Source organism: Brevundimonas sp., from assembly GCF_035561115.1.
GTDB lineage: Bacteria > Pseudomonadota > Alphaproteobacteria > Caulobacterales > Caulobacteraceae > Brevundimonas.
On the sequence record NZ_DATMYH010000109.1, the window covers coordinates 1 to 17,240 of the forward strand.

The following is a 17,240-nucleotide window of genomic DNA, read 5'->3' on the forward strand; positions in this document are numbered from 1 at the left end:
GCCCCGTCCCCGCCGACCCGGGCCACCCGGGCCTGCGAATGGGCGGCTTCCAGGCTGACGGCGAACCCGCCGTCGGCGTCGCGGTCGAACGGCGCGCCCAGCGCGGCCAGCCATTCCACCGTTTCGCGTCCGTCGTCCGTCAGGGCGCGCGCCGCCCCGGCTTCCACCAGTCCGGCGCCGGCCGCCGCCGTGTCGGCCGCATGCAGGGCCGGGGCGTCGTCCGCCGACAGGGCCGCGGCGACCCCGCCCTGGGCCCAGGCCGAGGAACAGGCTTCCAGAAGGGGCGCGGGCGTGACCAGCAGCACCTTGCGCGGCGCGGCCTCCAGCGCGGCCGAAAGGCCCGCCAGACCGCCGCCGACGATCAGGGGACCGTCATGTCGGATTCTGCTCAACGGCCGAACTCGAAATAGCTGGCGCCGAGGGCCAGGGCGTCCGGCAGGGATCCGGCCACAGGCATCAGCCCGGACAGGGCGACGCCGGCGCAGGCCGCGGCCACGGCCAGGAACAGGCCCACGCTGCGGCCGGCTTCCAGCCAGGTCAGCGGCCGCCCGTCCGGCCGCCAGGCGCCGCGCCGCAGATGTCCGACCAGGGCCAGACCCAGAAAGGCGGCGAAGATATAGCTGCCGTTGGTGACGCCCCAGACGATGACCAGCACGCCGACGGCGACCATGGCGGCCTTCTCGACCATCGGGTGGATCAGGGCCAGCACGGGGCCCAGCGCCTTCGAACCGTCCAGCGGCGGGGCGGGCGCCAGGTTCACCAGATTGATGATGGCGATGATGAACACCCCCGACAGCCACATTCCCTGTCCTGTCGCGATGTACAGGCCGAAGAAGGGAATGGCGGCCAGAAGGCCGAACGCCGGTCCCGCCAGCGACACCAGCACGCCGTGCCATTCGCTGACCGGCAGGCGCTGGCTCTTCGCCACCCCGCCCAGGAAGGGGATGACGTAGATTTTCGCGGGCCCCATGCCGAGCGCGTTCATCGCCAGCACATGGCCGTACTCGTGCACCAGCAGGCCCCAGATCGCGGCGACCGCGATGACCCAGCTGCCCGAGGCCCACCAGATGAATCCCCCCAGAAGCAGGGTCGAGACCACGGCCCAGACCGGATGCTGGCCCTTGTCCAGCGGCGGTTCGCCCGCCTGCGGTCGCGCGATTTCCCGCTCGGCCGGCGCCGCCGGGGGCAGGTTTTCCCAGGGACCGGGGCGGCGCGTCTGATCTGTATCTGTCATTGAGGGGACGTGGCCTTCTCCGACCTCAGCCACAAGGCCAGGAGGGCGAGAAGCCGCAGGCTCTTAGAATCCACATGGGCGACCGCGCGCACCGGGGACACGTAGTGCATCAGATCAGCTCCACCGCGACGTGGTGTTTCGCCTTGAACAGGTCGTACCGGGCCGGGACCGCCGGGGGCGGCAGGTCGATCATCCGCTGCACGGCCAGCCGCGCGCGCTCGGCCATCTCTTCCGGCACGGTGACCTCGAACTGCATGTGAAGCAGGCAATCCCGTATATTTTGAAGCGTGATCCGCTTCATATAGGGGCACATGTTGCAGGGGCCGATGAAGCTGACCTCGGGCAGGTCGCCGTGGATGTTGGCGGCCATCGAGCATTCGGTGATCAGCACCACCTGCCGTGGCTTGCGGCTGGTGATGTAGTCCGTCATCGCCGCCGTCGATCCGGCGAAATCGGCCGCCGACAGCACGTCCTCGGGGCATTCCGGGTGGGCCAGGATTTCCGCGCCCGGATACGCCTCGCGCATCTCGGCGATGTCTGCGGCCGTGAACCGCTCATGCACGATGCAGCGGCCTTTCCAGGCGATGATGCCGACATGGGTCTGGGCCGCGACGTTGCGGGCCAGGAATTCGTCCGGGATCAGGATGACGCGATCGACGCCCCATTCCCTGGCCGCCCACTCCACCACCTGGACGGCGTTGGCGCTGGTGCAGCAGATGTCGGTCTCGGCCTTCACGTCGGCCGTGGTGTTGACATAGGTCACCACCGGGAGCCCCGGATAACGCTGCTTGATCAGCCGCACGTCCGCGCCCGTGATCGACTCGGCCAGCGAACAGCCGGCCTTCAGGTCCGGGATCAGCACGGTCTTTTCGGGCGACAGGATCTTCGAGGTCTCGGCCATGAAATGCACGCCGGCCTGGACGATGACCTTCGCGGGCGATCGCGCCGCCTCCTTGGCCAGACCCAGGCTGTCGCCGACATAGTCGCCGACGCCGTGGAAGATTTCGGGCGTCATATAGTTGTGGGCCAGGATGACGGCGTCGCGCTGCTTCTTCAGCGCATTGATCTCGCTGATCAGGGCGGCCTGGGCCGGCCACTCCATCGGGGTGACGTGATCCCTGACCTTGGCCCAGACCGGCGCGGTCTCCCGCTCCAGTTCCTTCGACAAGCCAAACATGCCGTCCGCCATCGTTCGTTTCCTCTACTTATGCTCAAACTTAGCATAAGTCGGGATGAATGTAGGCGGCTGGCTGGAAAACGCAAGCCGGGGGTTCACCTCGGCGGTTATGGGAAACGCCATCTTAACCGGAACGGACTGCAAGGGTTGGATCCCACCGGAGAACCCCATGCGCCTGATCCCCGTCGCGGCCGCCGCCCTGTTTCTGTCCGCCGGATCGGCGCTGGCGCAATCGTCCGGGCCGGGCGTCGCCGTCGGGGCCACGGCGGGAACCGCCGGTCTCGGCCTGGAGGTTCAGGTCAAGGTCGGCCCGATCTTCACCCTGCGGGGCTCCATCGACCGCCTGACCCACAGCGCCGACGAAAGCTATGACGGCGTCGATTACAACGCCGACCTGGCCTTCGACACCGTGGGCGGCTTCCTCGACCTGCATCCGCTCGCCAATGGCCTGCTGATCTCGGGCGGAGCCTATGTCGGCGACCGCGACATCGGCCTGGCCGCCACCCCGACGGGTCCGGTCGAGATCGGCGGCCAGACCTTCACGCCCTCGCAGGTCGGGACGCTGAACGGGGCGATCAAGCTTCGCGACGTCGCCCCCTTCGTCGGCGTCGGCTGGGACGACACCTTCTATCGCCGCGGCCGCTGGGGCTTCCGCGCCATCGCCGGCGTGGCGTGGAGCGACAAGCCCGAGGTCTCCCTGACCTCGACCGGCGGCAGCCTGTCCAACGACGCGGCCTTCCAGGCCCGGCTGCGCGACGAGTCGCAGCAGATCACCGACGAGACCGAGGGCTACGGCCTGTTCCCGATCGTGCAGCTGGGCCTGAACTACAAATTCTAGGCGGCGGCGCGGACGCCCGCGCCCTCATGCTCCAGCAGCCAGCGCTTGCGCTCGATGCCGCCGGCGTAGCCGGTCAGGGTCCCGTTGGCGCCGATCACCCGGTGGCAGGGCACGATGACGGCGATCGGGTTCTGGCCGTTGGCCAGCCCGGCCGCCCGCACCGCCTTCGGCGAGCCGATGGCCGCCGCCAGCTGGCCGTAGGTCCGCGTCTCGCCCGCCGGGATGGCGCGCAGGGCGGCCCAGACGGCGCGCTGGAAGGCCGTGCCGCCGGTCCTGACCTTCAGCCCGTCCAGGGCGGTCACATCGCCGCCGAAATAGGCCTCGACCGCAGACCGCACCGCCGGGGGCGCGCGGCCTTCGATCAGCGCCGCCTCGCCCCAGTGGCGGCGCAGCAGCCGTGTCATCCGCTCTTCGTAGCCGGCGAAATCGAGGGCGCGCACGGCGCCGTCGGCGTCGGTGACCAGCAGGACCTCGCCGGTCGGGGTCCGGACCCGGTCCAGGGTCAGGGTTTCAGGCTGCGCGTTTTGCATTGTCTCTCTCCATCAGTTGGACGCCGCTGATCCCGGCAAGTGCGAGATGCAGCGCGCCATAGGCCCGCCACGGGCGCCAGGCTTCGGCGCGGGCGGCGAGGGTTTCGTCATTCAGTCGGTCGCTCGGGGCCTCGAGATCGTCGTCGATCCACTGTCCCGGCAGTCTCAGACCCGGGCGCGCCTCGACCAGCGGCTTCAGCACCGGGTCGGCGGACAGGTCGCGGGCGATGGCGTCCGGGTCGGCCGACAGGTCGAACACCCGTCGCACCCGGGCCAGCACGCCCGGCAGGGCCTTCAGGTCGTCGACCTCGACACAGATCGACACCCTCCCCGCCTCCGCAGGCTCGACCGAGACCGAGCCCTCAGCGCCGTCCACGTCCCGGGTCAGGGCGCGCGACCAGCGCCGCCCCTCGACGGCGTCCCCGCGGGCGGTCAGGGCCGCGAACATGGCGTCCCAGTCATAGGGCGGGCGGTACGACAGATTCAGTCTCACCCCGCCCTCATGGACCCGCTCGCCGCGCCGGCGGAGGGCCGAGGGCGCGCGGTCGTACAGAGCCTGGAAGGTCTCGTTGAACCGCCGCACGCTGCCGAAGCCCGAGGCCAGGGCCACCTGGGCCATCGAGAGATCGGTCTGATGGATCAGCGCCTTGGCCAGCAGCACCCGGCGGGTCTGGGCCACGCTGACCGGCGCGGCGCCCAGATGCTGGCGGAACAGCCGCCGCAGGTGCCGCTCGCCGACGCCCAGCCGCGCGGCCAGGCCCTCCACGTCGCCTTCATCGAGCGCGCCCGCCTCGATCAGGGCCAGGGCCCGGCTGACGGTGTTCGAGGTCCCGCGCCAGGCGCCCATGTCCGGCGCCGTCTCGGGCCGGCAGCGCAGGCAGGCGCGGAAGCCCGCCTCCTCGGCCGCCGCCGCCGTGACGACGAAGACCATGTTCTCCCGCTTCGGGGTCCGGGCCGGGCAGACCGGGCGGCAGTAGATGCCGGTAGTCTTCACACAGCCGAAGAACCGCCCGTCGAACCGCGCGTCGCGGGTCAGCACCGCGCGGTAACAGGCCTCCTGATCGAGTTCGCTGACGTTTTCCATGGCCGCAAGATGGTCCCGGCGGCGCCGGATGTCTCGCGGTTTTCGGACATGGGCGTGGGATCAGCCCCGCGCCAGCCGCCAGAGATTGGCGAAGACGCTGAAGACCAGGCTGATCGCCGACATGGCCAGGACCCAGACCATCACCACCGACAGGGTGTCGGCCACGCCGGCCAGATCCCGCGTCCCGTCGCCCAACGTCCTCAGGAGTTCGGCGTCCAGCATGGTCCAGTCGCCGGCGATGCGGGCCGTCTCTCCGTCACGGGTCAGGGTGAACCAGTGGCCGGCCTCAAAGATCACCCAGGTCAGCCACAGGCCTGCGGCCGCGATCCCCAGCCGGGCGAACGCCCGAAGACGGACCGCATAGGGACGGAACAGGCTGTTCAGGTCGACCGACATCTGGATCAGGGCGTAGACCAGGATCGGAACGAACAGGGTCGACCAGACCGGCGCCGGGGTCACCGTCGCATCTGCGCCCAGCAGGTCGACATGCACCAGACCCGGGAAGTGCAGAACCCCGACCCACCACAGCGAGAACATGCCGACGGCGATGAACGAGAACAGATACTCGCCGCCGGGCCAGGCCTTCATCCGGCGCGAGGACGCCCACGGAGCCCTCGGGGCCTGCAGCGGCTCCATCGTCCCGACCTTGGCGCCCCAGGCCGCGGGATCCGACAGGCCGAAGGCGCCCAGATCCTTCACCCGCCACTGCGTCATCCATTTCGGCCGGATATCGTAATGTTCGAAGATCGCCGCCGCGACGGTCGCCACGCCGATCAGGGTCAGGGCCGAGCCGAAGAAGCCGTGGAAGGCGTGGCTGATCGCCCGGCCCGCGTCCGCCGGCCCGCTCACCAGATGGATGAACAGGCTGATCGCCTGCACCGCCAGCAGAACCAGCAGCCCCGCCTTCACCCCGAACAACCAGTACGGAAACAGCTCGGGCCCGACCAGATGATCGGGTCCCTTGCGATAGCGGGCGGACACGACCAGCGGATGACCGATCTCGCGCAGGATCGCCTCCTGCTCGTCCTCGGTCAGGGCGCGGCCCAGTTCCTCCTCCTTCGCCTCGAACCGGCTCAGGATCAGGTCGCGCAACTCGGCGACGATGTCGGCCCGTTCGTCCTGCGGCAGTTGGGCGGCGACGGCGTTGAGATAGCGGTCGATCATGTCCATGGCTTTTCCCCTTCAGCCCGATCTCAAAGAATCTTGTCGAGCGAGGCGTTGATCCCCCGCCACTCGTCGGTGAGGGCGGCCAGCATCGAAACGCCGCCCGGCGACAGGACGTAGAAGCGCTTCTTCCGCTTCTCCTCCTCGCGCCATTCGCTATCCAGCAGACCCTGGCTCTCCAGCCGGCGCAGCAGCGGATAGAGGGTCGATTCCTCCATCTCCAGGCCGTCGGCGGCCAGGGCCTGACGCAGGGTGTAGCCGTACCGCTCGGTCCTCAGGCAGGCGAGCACCGCCAGCACCAGCGACCCGCGTCGCAGCTCCAGCCGCATGGATTCGAAGAGGTCCGGATCGAGGCTCATGCCACTTCCCTGCATCTCACATAGTGTGTGACACACAGTGTATGCCGCATACTGTGTGAGGGAGTCAAGAGGGCGCGGAGGGCAGGTTTTATCCGTGCATCCCCGCAGAGGCGGGGACCCAGGTTCGAGCGACAGAGAATGCTGGTTAAACCAACCGACGCTGATCCGAACGCCGGCGCGGGCGCTAAAGCCTGGGTCCCCGCCTCCGCGGGGATGCACGGTGAATGCGGGTTACGCCGCCTTCCTTTTCGCCGCCGCCTTCCCGGCGGGCGTCTTTTTCGTCGCAGCCTTCTTCGCCGGCGCCTTGCCGCCCGCCGACCCCTTCAGGCTGGCCCGTAGCGCCTCCATCAGGTCGATGACATTGGTGTCGTCGGGCTCGGGCGCCTCGACCAGACCCTTGCCGCCCTTCTGCTTGGCCTTGATCATCTCCTTCAGGGCGTCGTCGTAGCGGTCCTTGAACCCGGTCGGGTCGAAGCCGGCCTCCTTCTGACCGATGATCCGCGTGGCGATGTCGACCATGTCCCTGTCGGCCTTGACCGCCGGGATGTCGTCGAAGAAGTCGCCGGCGTCGCGCACCTCCTCGTGGGGCCGCAGGGTATAGGCCACCAGCCCCTTGCCCCGCACCTCCAGCGCGATCTGCCGTTCACGGTTGCGCAGCACCAGACAGCCGATGGCGATCTTGCCGGCCGCCTTCATGGCGTCGCGGATCACGGCGAAGGCCTCGGCCCCCACGCCCTTTTCGGGCACGACATAGAAGGGGTCGTCCCAGTACAGGCGGTCGATGTCGTCCTCGTCGACGAACTGGTTGATGTCGATGGTGCGCGTGCTCTCCAGCTTGACCTTGTCGAAGTCGGCGTCATCGAACAGGACGTACTCGTCCTTGGAAACCTCATAGCCCTTGACCAGATCGGACCGTTCGATCGGGCCCGTGTCCGGATCGGTCGGCACCATGCGGATGCGGTTGTTGGTGTCGGGATTGATCAGATGGAAGCTGACGTGGCTCGCGCTCGACGTCGCCGTGTAGAGGGCGACCGGGCATGTCACCAGCGACAGCTTGAGATGTCCCTGCCAGGTGGGTCGGGCGGCCATGGTGCAGACTCCGTGTTGCGGGTCCAGAACGCGGGTGCAGGCGAGTCGTTCAGCCCATCTTCTCCATCCCCCTCGGGGAGGGCGGTCGCGCAGCGACCGGGTGGGGACGGCCGCCGACGAGCATCCGCCCATCAAGCCGCTCCCAGCCTGTCGTCGCTTCGCGCCGACATCCCTCCCTCAAGCGGGAGGGAGACAGGATGCCACTGGACAGCGAGTCTCATCGGGTGTGTCCTGACGAGTCCGGCGCAAGAAAAACAACAAGCCGGTTTCGAGTGAGGAACCATGTCCAACCGACCGAGCCACATCCGGCTCAACTCCCACCCCGGTGCAGGGACCGTCAGCCGCTTCCCGATCGAATGGGGCGCCGCCACCGCGAAGGAACGCGGACCCGTCATTGGCACAGTGAACTCCGGCAGCGACCGCAACGCCATCGGCGCCCACGGCGGGGCCTATTCGGTCTATCGCGCCCTGGCCGTGTCCTCGGGCGCCATGAGCGCGAACAACCGGCCTGACCTGACCAACACCTCGCCGACCACCCCCATGGGCCCGTTCCCGCAGTGGACCGACGCCTCGAAGATCGTCTCGCTGGACCCCTGGGGCGCCCGGGTGGCCGAGGACTTCGCCGACGAAATCCGCGACGGCGTCGACATCCGTCCCACCATCGCCGTCACCCGCGCCCGCCTGCAGCTGGGCGAGATCGGCGAGGCCATCGCCGCCGGCCGGCTCAAGGCCGACGGCCAGATCGTGCATGAGAGCGGCGATGTCGCTGTCACCAAGGCCGCGATCGATCCCGTCTGGTATCTGCCGGGCATCGCCGAACGCTTCGGCGTCACCGAGACCGCCCTGCGCCGCACCCTGTTCGAACAGACCGGCGGCATGTACGCCGACCTCGTCACCCGGCCGGACATCAAGGTCTTCCTGCCCCCCATCGGCGGCATCACCCTCTACATCTTCGGCGACCCCGCCGCGATCGCCGACCCGGCCCGCCGCCTGACCTGCCGCGTGCACGACGAATGCAACGGTTCCGACGTCTTCGGCTCGGACATCTGCACCTGCCGCCCCTATCTGACCCACGGCATCGAGGAATGCATCCGCGAGGCCCAGGACGGCGGCGCGGGCCTGATCGCCTATAACCGCAAGGAGGGCCGGGCCCTCGGGGAAGTCACAAAGTTCCTCGTCTACAACGCCCGCAAGCGGCAGCCGGGCGGCGACCAGGCCGCCACCTATTTCGAGCGCACCGAATGCGTGGCGGGCGTCCAGGACGCCCGCTTCCAGCAGTTGATGCCCGACATACTGCACTGGCTGGGGATCACCCGGATCGACCGCTTCGTCTCCATGTCGAACATGAAGCACGACGCCCTGACCGCCTCGGGCATCGAGATCGGCGAACGGGTGCCGATCCCCGACTACCTCGTGCCGCCCGACGCCTCGGTGGAGATGGAGGCCAAGAAGGCCGCCGGCTATTTCACCCCCGACGCGCCGCCGTCGGCCGAGGACCTGACCCGCGTGGTGGGCCGCGACCTTGAGCAGTTCTGACACGCAGCAGGCGCACAGCCTGCTCAGCGCCGCCGCCGTCCGCGAACGGGCCCATGAGATGCTGGAGATCGGAGTCGCCGACGGCCTCGACCACTGGCGCGTGGATCTCGACCGGCTGCCGGAAACCGCGCGCTACGTCGCCGACGTGATCCGCGACCAGTACCCGACCCTGGCCGTGCCCTTCCACGCCCGCTGGCGGCATTTCTCCATCGACGGCGTGGATCTCTGGGGCCCGGCGGCCGAGGCACGCGACTGGCTGGACGCGGCGTCCCGCGCCCGGGCCGAGTTCGACCTGGCCATCGTCTCGGTCCTGCTCGACGCCGGCGCCGGACCGGACTGGTCCTACAAGGACGCGCAGACCGGCCGAACCCTGAACCGTTCCGAAGGTCTGGCCATCGCCTCCCTGCGCATGTTCGAGGCCGGGGCCTTCTCGATCACCGAGGACGACCCCTGGCGGGTCGACGCCGTGGCCCTGACCTTCCTGACCGCCGCCGATCTGGCCCGCGGTTTCCAGGTCACTGACAAGAACCCGCTGGTCGGCCTCGACGGCCGCGCCGCCCTGCTGCGGCGGCTGGGACAGGCCTGCCTCGCCGAGCCCGACCTGTTCGCGCTGGAGGACGAACCCCGCCCCGGCGGCCTGTTCGACGCCATGGTCGACCGCGCCGACGACAGGGACCGCCTCCCCGCCCCGATCGTCCTCGAGATCCTGCTGGAGGCGCTCGGCCCCGTCTGGCGCGATCGCCTGACCCTCGGCGGAGTCGACCTCGGCGACTGCTGGAAACATCCGGCGATGAAGCGGGCCGACGCCACGGACGGCCTCGTGCCGATCCACAAGCTGTCGCAGTGGCTCAGCTATTCGCTGGTCGAGCCGCTGCAGACGGCGGGGGTCGAGGTGAGGGACCTGGACGGCCTGACCGGCTTGGCCGAATACCGCAACGGCGGCCTGTTCACGGACCTCGGCGTGCTGACGCTGAAGGACCCGGCCGACGCCGAAAAGTCCTGGCCGGTCTCCGATCCGCTGGTGGTCGGCTGGCGCGCCATGACCGTGGCCCTGCTCGACAGGATCGCCCCGCTGGTCCGGGCCGAACTGGGCGTCACCGCCGAGACCATGCCTCTGGCCAGCGTGCTGGAGGGCGGCACCTGGGCCGCCGGCCGCCGCGCCGCCGCCGAACGCCGACCGGGCGGCGGACCGCCCCTGACCATTGTATCCGACGGGACCGTATTCTGATGCCGACCAAGCCCTTCAAGATGGACGGCGTCACCGTCGTCACCCACCCGCTGGTCGCCCACAAGCTCAGCATCATGCGGGCGAAGGACACCTCGACCGCCCGCTTCCGCCAGCTGCTGCGCGAGATCTCGACCCTGCTCTGCTACGAGGTCACCCGCGACCTGCCGCTCGAGGACTATCCCGTCGAGACCCCCGTCGGCCCGACCACCGGCCAGCGCATCGCCGGCAAGAAGATGGTCTTCGTCCCCATCCTGCGCGCCGGCCTCGGTCTCGTCGACGGCATGCTGGAGCTGGTTCCCTCGGCCCGCGTCGGCCACATCGGCCTCTACCGCGAACCGGCGACCCACGACGCCGTCGAATACTATTTCCGCGCCCCCGAGGACGTGGCCGAACGCCTGTGCGTGGTCATCGACCCGATGCTGGCCACCGGCAACACCGCCGTCGCCGCCCTCGATCGCCTGAAGGAGCGCGGCGTGACCAACCTCCGCTTCGTCTGCCTCGTCGCCTCGCCCGAGGGGCTGGAGCGGCTTCGCGGCTGGCACCCGGACGTGCCGATCTGGACCGCGGCCGTCGACGAGCGCCTGAACGAGCACGCCTACATCGTGCCGGGCCTGGGCGACGCGGGCGACCGGCTGTTCGGAACGCGGTAACCCGCTGGATAGAGGCCGCTTTTCATGCAACAAGGTTATTCGGGACTTGACAGGACCGTGATCCCGGGGCGGCCATGACCGAGTTGATCGACCGCATCTACGAATGCGCCGTGGTGCCCGAGCTGTGGCCCTCGGTTCTGGACGATCTGGCCGACCTGACGGACGCCCGTGGCGGCCTGCTGTTCTCGGCGCGCAAACAGCTCTGCTGGACGGCGTCCGAGAGCGTTCAGGACATCTTCCAGGAATATTTCACCGACGGCTGGTTCGACCGCTGCAGCCGGCGCGTCTGTTCGATGAACAACGCCCGGGCGTCCTTCTTCGTCGAGCAGGATTTCTGGAGCAAGGACCAGCTCGAGAAAGACCCCATGTACCGCGACCTGTTCCGCCCCCACGGGCTGGGCTGGTCGACCTGGACCGGCCTGCGCATGCCGACCGGCGACGAGATCGTGGTCAGTATCGAACGCACGTTCGAGCGCGGACCGATCGAGCGGGAGCATGTCGATCGGCTGAACGAGCTGCGGCCTCATCTGGTGCGCGCCGCCCTGGTCACCGCGCGTCTCGGGCTGCAAAGGGCCAAGGGCGCGACCGACGCCCTGACCGCGCTCGGCCTGCCGGCCCTGCTGGTCGACGAGACGGGGCGGGTGGTCGAGGCCAATACCCTGATCGAGGCCCTGACGGACAAGGTCCGGTTCGGCGTCAACAATCGCCTGATCCTTGCGGACGCCAGGGCGAACGAAACCTTGGCCTCGGCCCTCTCGCAGATCGAGACCCTGCCCTCCGCCGCGTCCCGCACCTTCGCCCTGCGCGACGAAGCCGGGCAGGCGACGACCCTGTTGCACATCATGCCGATCCGACGGTCCGCGCATGACGTGCTGGGGCGCAGCTACGCCCTGGTCCTGCTGACGCCCCTCGTCGCCGACCGCCCGCCCTCGGCCGAGCTGATGCGGACCTTGTTCGACCTGACCCCCTCTGAAGCGCGGGTGGCGCAGGGGATCGCCGGCGGCAGGACGATGGACGATATCGCGGCCCAGGGCGGGGTCGCGATAACCACTGTGCGGTCGCAGTTGCGCCGGGTGCTCGAAAAGACGGGCTGCACCCGACAGGCCGAGGTCGCCGCCCTCCTGGCCCGCCTGGCGGTCGGCCCGAACTGACCGACCGGAAATCCGGCCCGTCTCATCCATTTGGATGACGACCCCGCGCGCCCGCCCGACCATCGTTCGTCCGGATCCCGGATGGACCGGGATCGCAGGGAGGCGGAGCAATGCACAACATCACCCGGATCACGACGTCGGCCTGTGCGGCCCTGGCCTTGGCCATGCCGACGACGGTCCTGGCCCAACGGCGCGGCGAACCCCAGCTGCAGGTGTCCTATCCGACCGACGGAAGCCTGACCTGCGACCAGCTGACCGTCGAGATCACGCGCATGGAGGAGATCGCCGGCATCTCGGCCCAGAACGCCCGGAACGCCGAAAATCAGGGCGCGATCGCCAACGGCGCCACCAGCGTGGCCGTCAACGCGGCCCTCTATTCCGGCGCGCTCGGCGCCGTCCCCGGTCTGGGTCTGTTCGCCAACGCGGCCGGCGCAGCCGCCCGGCGCAACGCAGAGGCCCGCGCCCGCGCCGAGGCCGAAAGGATCCGGATCGCGGAGCAGCGCCGCAGCCTGCTCAGCGGCATCTACCAGGGCCGCCAGTGCGGCATCCCCGTCGCGCCGTCTCCGGAAGCGGTCGCCGCGGCGCCCGCCGGGGCCTCCGCGGAACCGGCGCCGGCGCCCGTCGAATCCGCGCCGGCGATCGAAACCCCCGCCTCCGCGCCCGTCCCGGCCGCCGGCGGCTAACTTACCGCCCGCACATTGTCGTCCGAGTTGCGGTCGATCCATTTATTGTAGGGATCGACGCCGCCGAAGCTCGGCGCCCGCGCGGTCACAAACCGCAGGGTCTGCACGCCCGACCGGATCGGCCGGCGTTCCAGCAGCACGACGTTGCGGGCGTTGAAGGCGCCCTTGCCCGGCATGGCCGTGAACAGGCCGATGTCGAAGGTCTCGTTCAACGGCGCGGCGGTCTCTACCCCCTTGCCGTCGACATAGAGCTTGCGCGCATCGACCGTGACCGTGACATCCCAGCGGCCGTCGGCCCGCTTCGTCGAGGTCACGCCCGTGGTCTTGACGTCGTACAGGGTGATCTTCTCGAACAGGTCGGTGATCAGGGCCTGTTTGTCGGCCGGAGCCTCGGCCCGGATGGCCGCGACCAGGTCCAGTGAACGCGGGTACGGCGCGCCCTTGAAGGCATATTGCGCCAGCACCCGGCGCAGGGCGCGATTGACCGCATCCTCGCCGATCTGGTCGCGCAGCAGATACATGACCAGGCCGCCCTTCTGGTAGTGGATATACTGCTGGTTCTCGACCCGCATCAGCGGCAGTTCCTCCAGCCGTTCGGTGCCGCGTGAGCGCAGATAGCGGTCCAGTTCCTGCTTCAGGAAGCGGCGGATCTGGTCCCTGCCGTACTTCTTCTCCATGACCATCAGGGCCGAATACTGGGCCAGGGTCTCGGACAGGGACGTGGCGCCCTGCTGGTTCGAGCCGACGATCTGGTGGGCCCACCACTGGTGAGCGAACTCGTGCGCCCCGACATAGGTGACGTAGTCGATCTTGGTCGGGTCGCTCAGGTCGGCGATGAAACCGAGGCCTTCGGCCCAGGCGAAGGTGTTCGGGTAGGACTGGGCGTAGCTGCCATATGGAAACTCCACGATCCGCGCCTGCCTGAACTGGTAGGGGCTGAACTCAGCCTGGAAATAGTCCAGCGAGGCGGCCAGGGCGTCCAGCATCCGCGGCACGTTCCGGTCGTGGCCGGGGTCGTGGAAGACCACCAGTTCGACGCCGTTGTGCATGCGCCGGGTCTGTTCGTAGCGGGCCGACTGGACCGAGAAGAAGTTCAACACCGGGGACTCGGTGACGAACCGGCTGGTCCGCCGGCCGTTGCGCACGACGTCCGACACCATCCGTCCGGGCGCGACCAGCGTCTGGTCGGCGTCGGTCGAGACCGTGATATCGGCGGTCACCCAGTCGGCGCCGATGTAGTTGCGGGTCTGGGCTGAGGTGTCTTCCAGGCTGGCCGGACGCAGCTCGGCCGGCAGGCCCGCCTTGCGGCGTTTGGTGCGGTCGGTCAGCAGGCCCTGACGGTCCATGCCGATCCTCGGCGCGAACTCGAAATTGTTCACGAAGGAGCCGTTGTCGACCAGCCGGGTGGTGTTGCCGCTGGCCTTGAATCCGCGCTGCTCCAGCACCGTCTCGAACGTGACGTTGCGTCGCTCGCCCGGCTGCATCGGCGTGGCGAAGCGGTAGATGCGGTACTCGAAATCCTTCCACTCGCGAGCCACCGAGGCGCCCTCGACCGTCAGGCCGACCATGTCCAGATCGTCCCCCCAGCGCAGGTGGACCTCGCTCAGCGGTGCATTGGTATTGTTGACTAGGACATAGGAACCCCGCGTGGTCAGCTTCGGTTGGTGCGGCCGCAGATCCATGACCAGTCGCACGTCGGCGACCGATGGCTGGGGCGTGGCTTCGTAACGCAGCAGCGCCTTCTCGTAGGCCGCCTGTTCCTTCTCCTGCGCGCCCTGCGTCCGGTATTCGTTCCAGACGTTGGTGTTGGTGTAGATGAAGGCGCCGAGGCCGACGAAGGCGACCAGGGCCGCGCCGCCGATCAGGCCCGCCGGCCCCATGAGGCGGTGCGGCAGCCGCTTGAGCCGCGGCCACAGCCGCTGCTCCGTCCCGCGCCGCCACAGGCCGTAGGCCAGCACCAGCAGGATGATGGCGAAGGCGGTCCAGTAGGAGTCCATCCACACGGCGAAGCCGGCGAAATCTCCCCGACCATTCATGTCCGACAGCGGCATGCCGACGCCGCCGCCGTATTGGTACAGAGGGTGATCGAAGCCGATATTCGACATCACGATCGTGGAGATCATGTAGACGACCATGATCGCCCAGCCGACGAATTTGTTGGGCGACAGGGCCTGGACGAAGATCGCCAGCACGGCCAGCTGGAGGAAGCCGAGGGACTGCGGAACGACGTACCAGAGCAGATATTTCCCGAACTCGTAGTCGGTGTGCCCCTTGATGGTCTGGGTCACCACTCCGGCCAGCACGCCCATCAGCAGGGTCGAAATCAGCACCAGGGCGAGGGCCAGGGTCTTGGGCACCAGGAAGGTCCAGTCGGGCGTGGCGGAGGCGTCGACGAGCTCGTGCACCTTGCGATCGCGATCCCGCCAGACCAGTTCCCCGGCGTAGTAGATGGCGATGACCATCGAGATGAGGCCGAACGTGCCGGTCAGGCCCGTGATGACGACCCGCGTCACCAGCAGGATCGGCGCTCCGTAGATTTCCCCCGTGAAGAACAGGAAGGACAGGGCGAAGGCGAACGCCAGCAGGATCAGCACCACATAGGCGGGGCTCTTGAAGACCAGCACGGTCTCGAACACCGCGCGCGACCAGAGCTGGGTCAGGCCGCTGGCGAAGCCGTAGGTCGGGCGCGGCAGGGCTCCGACGGGCGTGGCGACCACGTCCTTCTCGACCAGCGCCTTCATGCGCTCCTGCTTCTTCAGTTTCGCGCCCTTCGGCGAAGGGCGATAAAGCAGGTAGGAGCCGGCCAGCAGGGCGGCGCCCACGGCGGTCCAGATGACCCGGTTCCACAGCAGCACGCCTTCCAGCGGCGCGTTCAGCGTGTTCCGCTCGGTCGCGGTCCAGTATTTGGTCACCAGACCATAGGCGCCGGACCCGAATGGCTCGGCCCAGGCCATGGCGGTTTCGAACTCGGGACGGTTGCCCAGCACACCGCTGGAGGCGAGATAGGCGATCAGCACGGCGACCACGCCGACATAGGTCGCCATCATCGACCGGGTGACCGTCGCCAGCATGAAGAACAGGGCCGAGGTCAGGAACAGGCCCGTCAGGCCGAACACCCCATAGGCGTATGCGTAGTCAGCGAAGCGGAACGGCCCCACGGTTTCGGGATCGACCCACGGCATCACCGTGCCCAGCAGCGTCCCCAGGGCGATGCTGAGGTAGCACAGCGCCACCGCCGCGAAGGCTCCGAAGAACCGGCCGTACAGATAGGCGCTCTTGGTGATCCGGGTGGACAGGATCATCGGCCCGAAGCCGGTCTGCGTATCCCGCGCCACGACATTGGCCACGATGGCCGTGGTCGCCAGCATGAAGAACACGTTGAAGATGATGTGCGCGACGGTCAGGGAATAGGGCGCGTTCTTGAGGACGTTGCCGCCCGAGCCGATCTGGATGTTGGGGCTGGCGACGGCTCCGAAGGCCAGGAGGCCGAAGACGATGGCGATGACCCAGAAAGCCGGCTGGCGCAGCTGGTAGCGGAATTCGAAACTGGCGATCTTGGCGAACATGATCCGTCCCTCAGGCCGCGCGGCGCGAGGCGTTGACGGTCGCCAGATAGACGTCTTCCAGACCGCCCGGCGCCTGATCGAACCCGTCGCCGGGATTGGCGTCGGACAGGACGTGGATCACGGTCCGGCCCGCGAACAGGCGCGTGGAGATCACATTGTAGCGCTTCTGGTGGTCAGTCAGTTCGGTCTTGTCGATGGTCTTGCGCCACACCCGCCCTTCGAGCGCGTGGGTCAGTTCGAGAGGCGAGCCTTCCAGCTGGATCTTGCCGCCGGCCAGAACCGCCATGCGTGGACACAGGTCGGTCACGTCCTCGACGATATGGGTCGACAGGATGATGACGACGTTCTCTCCCACCTCGGCGAGCAGGTTGAGGAAACGGTTGCGTTCCTCGGGATCGAGCCCGGCGGTCGGCTCGTCTACAATGATCAGTTCGGGGTTGCCGATCAGGGCCTGGGCGATGCCGAAACGCTGGCGCATGCCGCCAGAGAAGCCGGCCAGCGCCTTGCCGCGCACAGGCCACAGATTGACCTGGTGCAGCAGGGCCTCGACCGTCGCCTTTCGGTCGCGGCCGTTGGAGACACCCTTCAACACCGCCATATGGTCCAGCATGTCGTAGGCCGAGACGCGTGGATAGACACCGAAATCCTGGGGCAGATAGCCCAGCACGCGGCGCAGTTGTTCCGGGTCCTTGACCACGTCGATGTCGCCGAAGCGGATCGAGCCCGACGTCGGCGTCTGCAGGGTGGCGATCGAACGCATTAGCGTCGACTTGCCCGCGCCGTTCGGGCCCAGCAGGCCGAACATGCCCTTGGGGATGGTCAGACTGACGTCGTCCAGCGCCCGCGTGCCGTTGCCATAAACATGGGTCAGGTTTTCGATCGTCAGCATGGAAGCCCCTCCGTGAAGTAAAGGAACCTTGTCATCAGCCCCCAGCGCCCGCAAGTTACGGT

General features: G+C 68.4%; 16 protein-coding genes. 6 read left to right on the top strand and 10 right to left on the bottom strand.

Annotated elements, in window-relative coordinates; all coding sequences use genetic code 11:
* The 3 genes from VN378_RS14805 to nadA all read right to left on the bottom strand — a co-directional run.
* Window positions 1-392: FAD-binding protein (locus VN378_RS14805; RefSeq protein ID WP_325744328.1), on the bottom strand; the 392-nt coding region annotated here is incomplete at its 3' end.
* Window positions 389-1,234 (bottom strand): metalloprotease, encoded by an 846-nt coding sequence (locus VN378_RS14810; RefSeq protein WP_325744329.1) that lies wholly within the window; start codon window positions 1,232-1,234, stop codon window positions 389-391. The genes VN378_RS14805 and VN378_RS14810, both read right to left, overlap by 4 nt.
* Window positions 1,235-1,343: 109 nt before the next feature.
* Window positions 1,344-2,423: a quinolinate synthase NadA gene (gene nadA, locus VN378_RS14815; protein ID WP_325744330.1), complete on the bottom strand. Its 1,080-nt coding sequence runs from the start codon at window positions 2,421-2,423 to the stop codon at window positions 1,344-1,346.
* A gap of 157 nt (window positions 2,424-2,580) precedes the next feature.
* Between nadA and VN378_RS14820 the strand changes: the two genes are divergently transcribed.
* Window positions 2,581-3,249, top strand: coding sequence for a hypothetical protein (locus tag VN378_RS14820; protein ID WP_325744331.1), 669 nt, complete (start codon window positions 2,581-2,583; stop codon window positions 3,247-3,249).
* Here the strand turns inward: VN378_RS14820 and VN378_RS14825 are convergent.
* The 5 genes from VN378_RS14825 to VN378_RS14845 all read right to left on the bottom strand — a co-directional run bounded on the left by VN378_RS14825 (window position 3,246) and on the right by VN378_RS14845 (window position 7,475).
* Window positions 3,246-3,779, bottom strand: coding sequence for a methylated-DNA--[protein]-cysteine S-methyltransferase (locus VN378_RS14825; protein ID WP_325744332.1), 534 nt, complete (start codon window positions 3,777-3,779; stop codon window positions 3,246-3,248). The two genes, VN378_RS14820 and VN378_RS14825, sit on opposite strands and share 4 nt — an antisense overlap.
* Window positions 3,760-4,863, bottom strand: a complete 1,104-nt coding sequence (locus tag VN378_RS14830) for a bifunctional transcriptional activator/DNA repair enzyme AdaA (protein WP_325744333.1) — start codon at window positions 4,861-4,863, stop codon at window positions 3,760-3,762. Before VN378_RS14830 ends, VN378_RS14825 begins: the two co-directional genes overlap by 20 nt.
* Before the next feature lie 60 nt (window positions 4,864-4,923).
* A complete protein-coding gene (locus VN378_RS14835) occupies window positions 4,924-6,033 on the bottom strand; it encodes an HAAS signaling domain-containing protein (protein WP_325744334.1) in 1,110 nt (369 codons plus the stop codon).
* A 23-nt stretch (window positions 6,034-6,056) separates the two neighbouring features.
* Window positions 6,057-6,386: a PadR family transcriptional regulator gene (locus tag VN378_RS14840; RefSeq protein WP_056618225.1), complete on the bottom strand. Its 330-nt coding sequence runs from the start codon at window positions 6,384-6,386 to the stop codon at window positions 6,057-6,059.
* Window positions 6,387-6,617: 231 nt separating this feature from the next.
* Window positions 6,618-7,475 (bottom strand): Ku protein, encoded by an 858-nt coding sequence (locus VN378_RS14845; protein WP_325744335.1) that lies wholly within the window; start codon window positions 7,473-7,475, stop codon window positions 6,618-6,620.
* Between the two features lie 282 nt (window positions 7,476-7,757).
* On the opposite strand from VN378_RS14845, the gene VN378_RS14850 reads away from it, so the two are divergent.
* The 5 genes from VN378_RS14850 to VN378_RS14870 all read left to right on the top strand — a co-directional run bounded on the left by VN378_RS14850 (window position 7,758) and on the right by VN378_RS14870 (window position 12,723).
* The gene (locus VN378_RS14850) at window positions 7,758-9,011 is read left to right on the top strand and encodes a GTP cyclohydrolase II (protein ID WP_325744336.1); all 1,254 of its coding nucleotides are present in this window, start codon (window positions 7,758-7,760) and stop codon (window positions 9,009-9,011) included.
* Window positions 8,998-10,239 carry a URC4/urg3 family protein gene (locus tag VN378_RS14855; protein ID WP_325744337.1) on the top strand — a complete coding sequence of 414 codons (1,242 nt, stop codon included), beginning with the start codon at window positions 8,998-9,000 and terminating at the stop codon, window positions 10,237-10,239. Before VN378_RS14850 ends, VN378_RS14855 begins: the two co-directional genes overlap by 14 nt.
* Window positions 10,240-10,259: 20 nt before the next feature.
* Window positions 10,260-10,889: a uracil phosphoribosyltransferase gene (upp, locus tag VN378_RS14860; RefSeq protein WP_325744375.1), complete on the top strand. Its 630-nt coding sequence runs from the start codon at window positions 10,260-10,262 to the stop codon at window positions 10,887-10,889.
* A gap of 74 nt (window positions 10,890-10,963) precedes the next feature.
* Entirely contained in the window at window positions 10,964-12,040 is a 1,077-nt protein-coding gene (locus VN378_RS14865) for a LuxR C-terminal-related transcriptional regulator (RefSeq protein WP_325744338.1), read from the top strand.
* A 110-nt stretch (window positions 12,041-12,150) separates the two neighbouring features.
* Window positions 12,151-12,723: a hypothetical protein gene (locus VN378_RS14870; RefSeq protein WP_325744339.1), complete on the top strand. Its 573-nt coding sequence runs from the start codon at window positions 12,151-12,153 to the stop codon at window positions 12,721-12,723.
* Here VN378_RS14870 and VN378_RS14875 read toward each other — a convergent pair.
* Complete coding sequence (locus VN378_RS14875; RefSeq protein ID WP_325744340.1) at window positions 12,720-16,289, bottom strand: ABC transporter permease/M1 family aminopeptidase; 3,570 nt, start codon at window positions 16,287-16,289, stop codon at window positions 12,720-12,722. The genes VN378_RS14870 and VN378_RS14875 overlap by 4 nt on opposite strands.
* A 10-nt stretch (window positions 16,290-16,299) precedes the next feature.
* A complete protein-coding gene (locus VN378_RS14880) occupies window positions 16,300-17,178 on the bottom strand; it encodes an ABC transporter ATP-binding protein (protein WP_325744341.1) in 879 nt (292 codons plus the stop codon).
* Window positions 17,179-17,240 lie beyond the last annotated feature (62 nt).

Excerpts from the sequence above, each read along its gene's own strand:
- VN378_RS14880 (WP_325744341.1), bottom strand. The coding sequence starts at position 17,178 with ATGCTGACGATCGAAAACCTGACCCATGTTTATGGCAACGGCACGCGG.
- VN378_RS14870 (WP_325744339.1), top strand. The coding sequence starts at position 12,151 with ATGCACAACATCACCCGGATCACGACGTCGGCCTGTGCGGCCCTGGCC.
- VN378_RS14810 (WP_325744329.1), bottom strand. The coding sequence starts at position 1,234 with ATGACAGATACAGATCAGACGCGCCGCCCCGGTCCCTGGGAAAACCTG.
- upp (WP_325744375.1), top strand. The coding sequence starts at position 10,260 with ATGGACGGCGTCACCGTCGTCACCCACCCGCTGGTCGCCCACAAGCTC.
- VN378_RS14825 (WP_325744332.1), bottom strand. The coding sequence starts at position 3,779 with ATGCAAAACGCGCAGCCTGAAACCCTGACCCTGGACCGGGTCCGGACC.
- nadA (WP_325744330.1), bottom strand. The coding sequence starts at position 2,423 with ATGGCGGACGGCATGTTTGGCTTGTCGAAGGAACTGGAGCGGGAGACC.
- VN378_RS14820 (WP_325744331.1), top strand. The coding sequence starts at position 2,581 with ATGCGCCTGATCCCCGTCGCGGCCGCCGCCCTGTTTCTGTCCGCCGGA.
- VN378_RS14830 (WP_325744333.1), bottom strand. The coding sequence starts at position 4,863 with ATGGAAAACGTCAGCGAACTCGATCAGGAGGCCTGTTACCGCGCGGTG.
- VN378_RS14835 (WP_325744334.1), bottom strand. The coding sequence starts at position 6,033 with ATGGACATGATCGACCGCTATCTCAACGCCGTCGCCGCCCAACTGCCG.
- VN378_RS14845 (WP_325744335.1), bottom strand. The coding sequence starts at position 7,475 with ATGGCCGCCCGACCCACCTGGCAGGGACATCTCAAGCTGTCGCTGGTG.
- VN378_RS14840 (WP_056618225.1), bottom strand. The coding sequence starts at position 6,386 with ATGAGCCTCGATCCGGACCTCTTCGAATCCATGCGGCTGGAGCTGCGA.
- VN378_RS14850 (WP_325744336.1), top strand. The coding sequence starts at position 7,758 with ATGTCCAACCGACCGAGCCACATCCGGCTCAACTCCCACCCCGGTGCA.
- VN378_RS14865 (WP_325744338.1), top strand. The coding sequence starts at position 10,964 with ATGACCGAGTTGATCGACCGCATCTACGAATGCGCCGTGGTGCCCGAG.
- VN378_RS14875 (WP_325744340.1), bottom strand. The coding sequence starts at position 16,289 with ATGTTCGCCAAGATCGCCAGTTTCGAATTCCGCTACCAGCTGCGCCAG.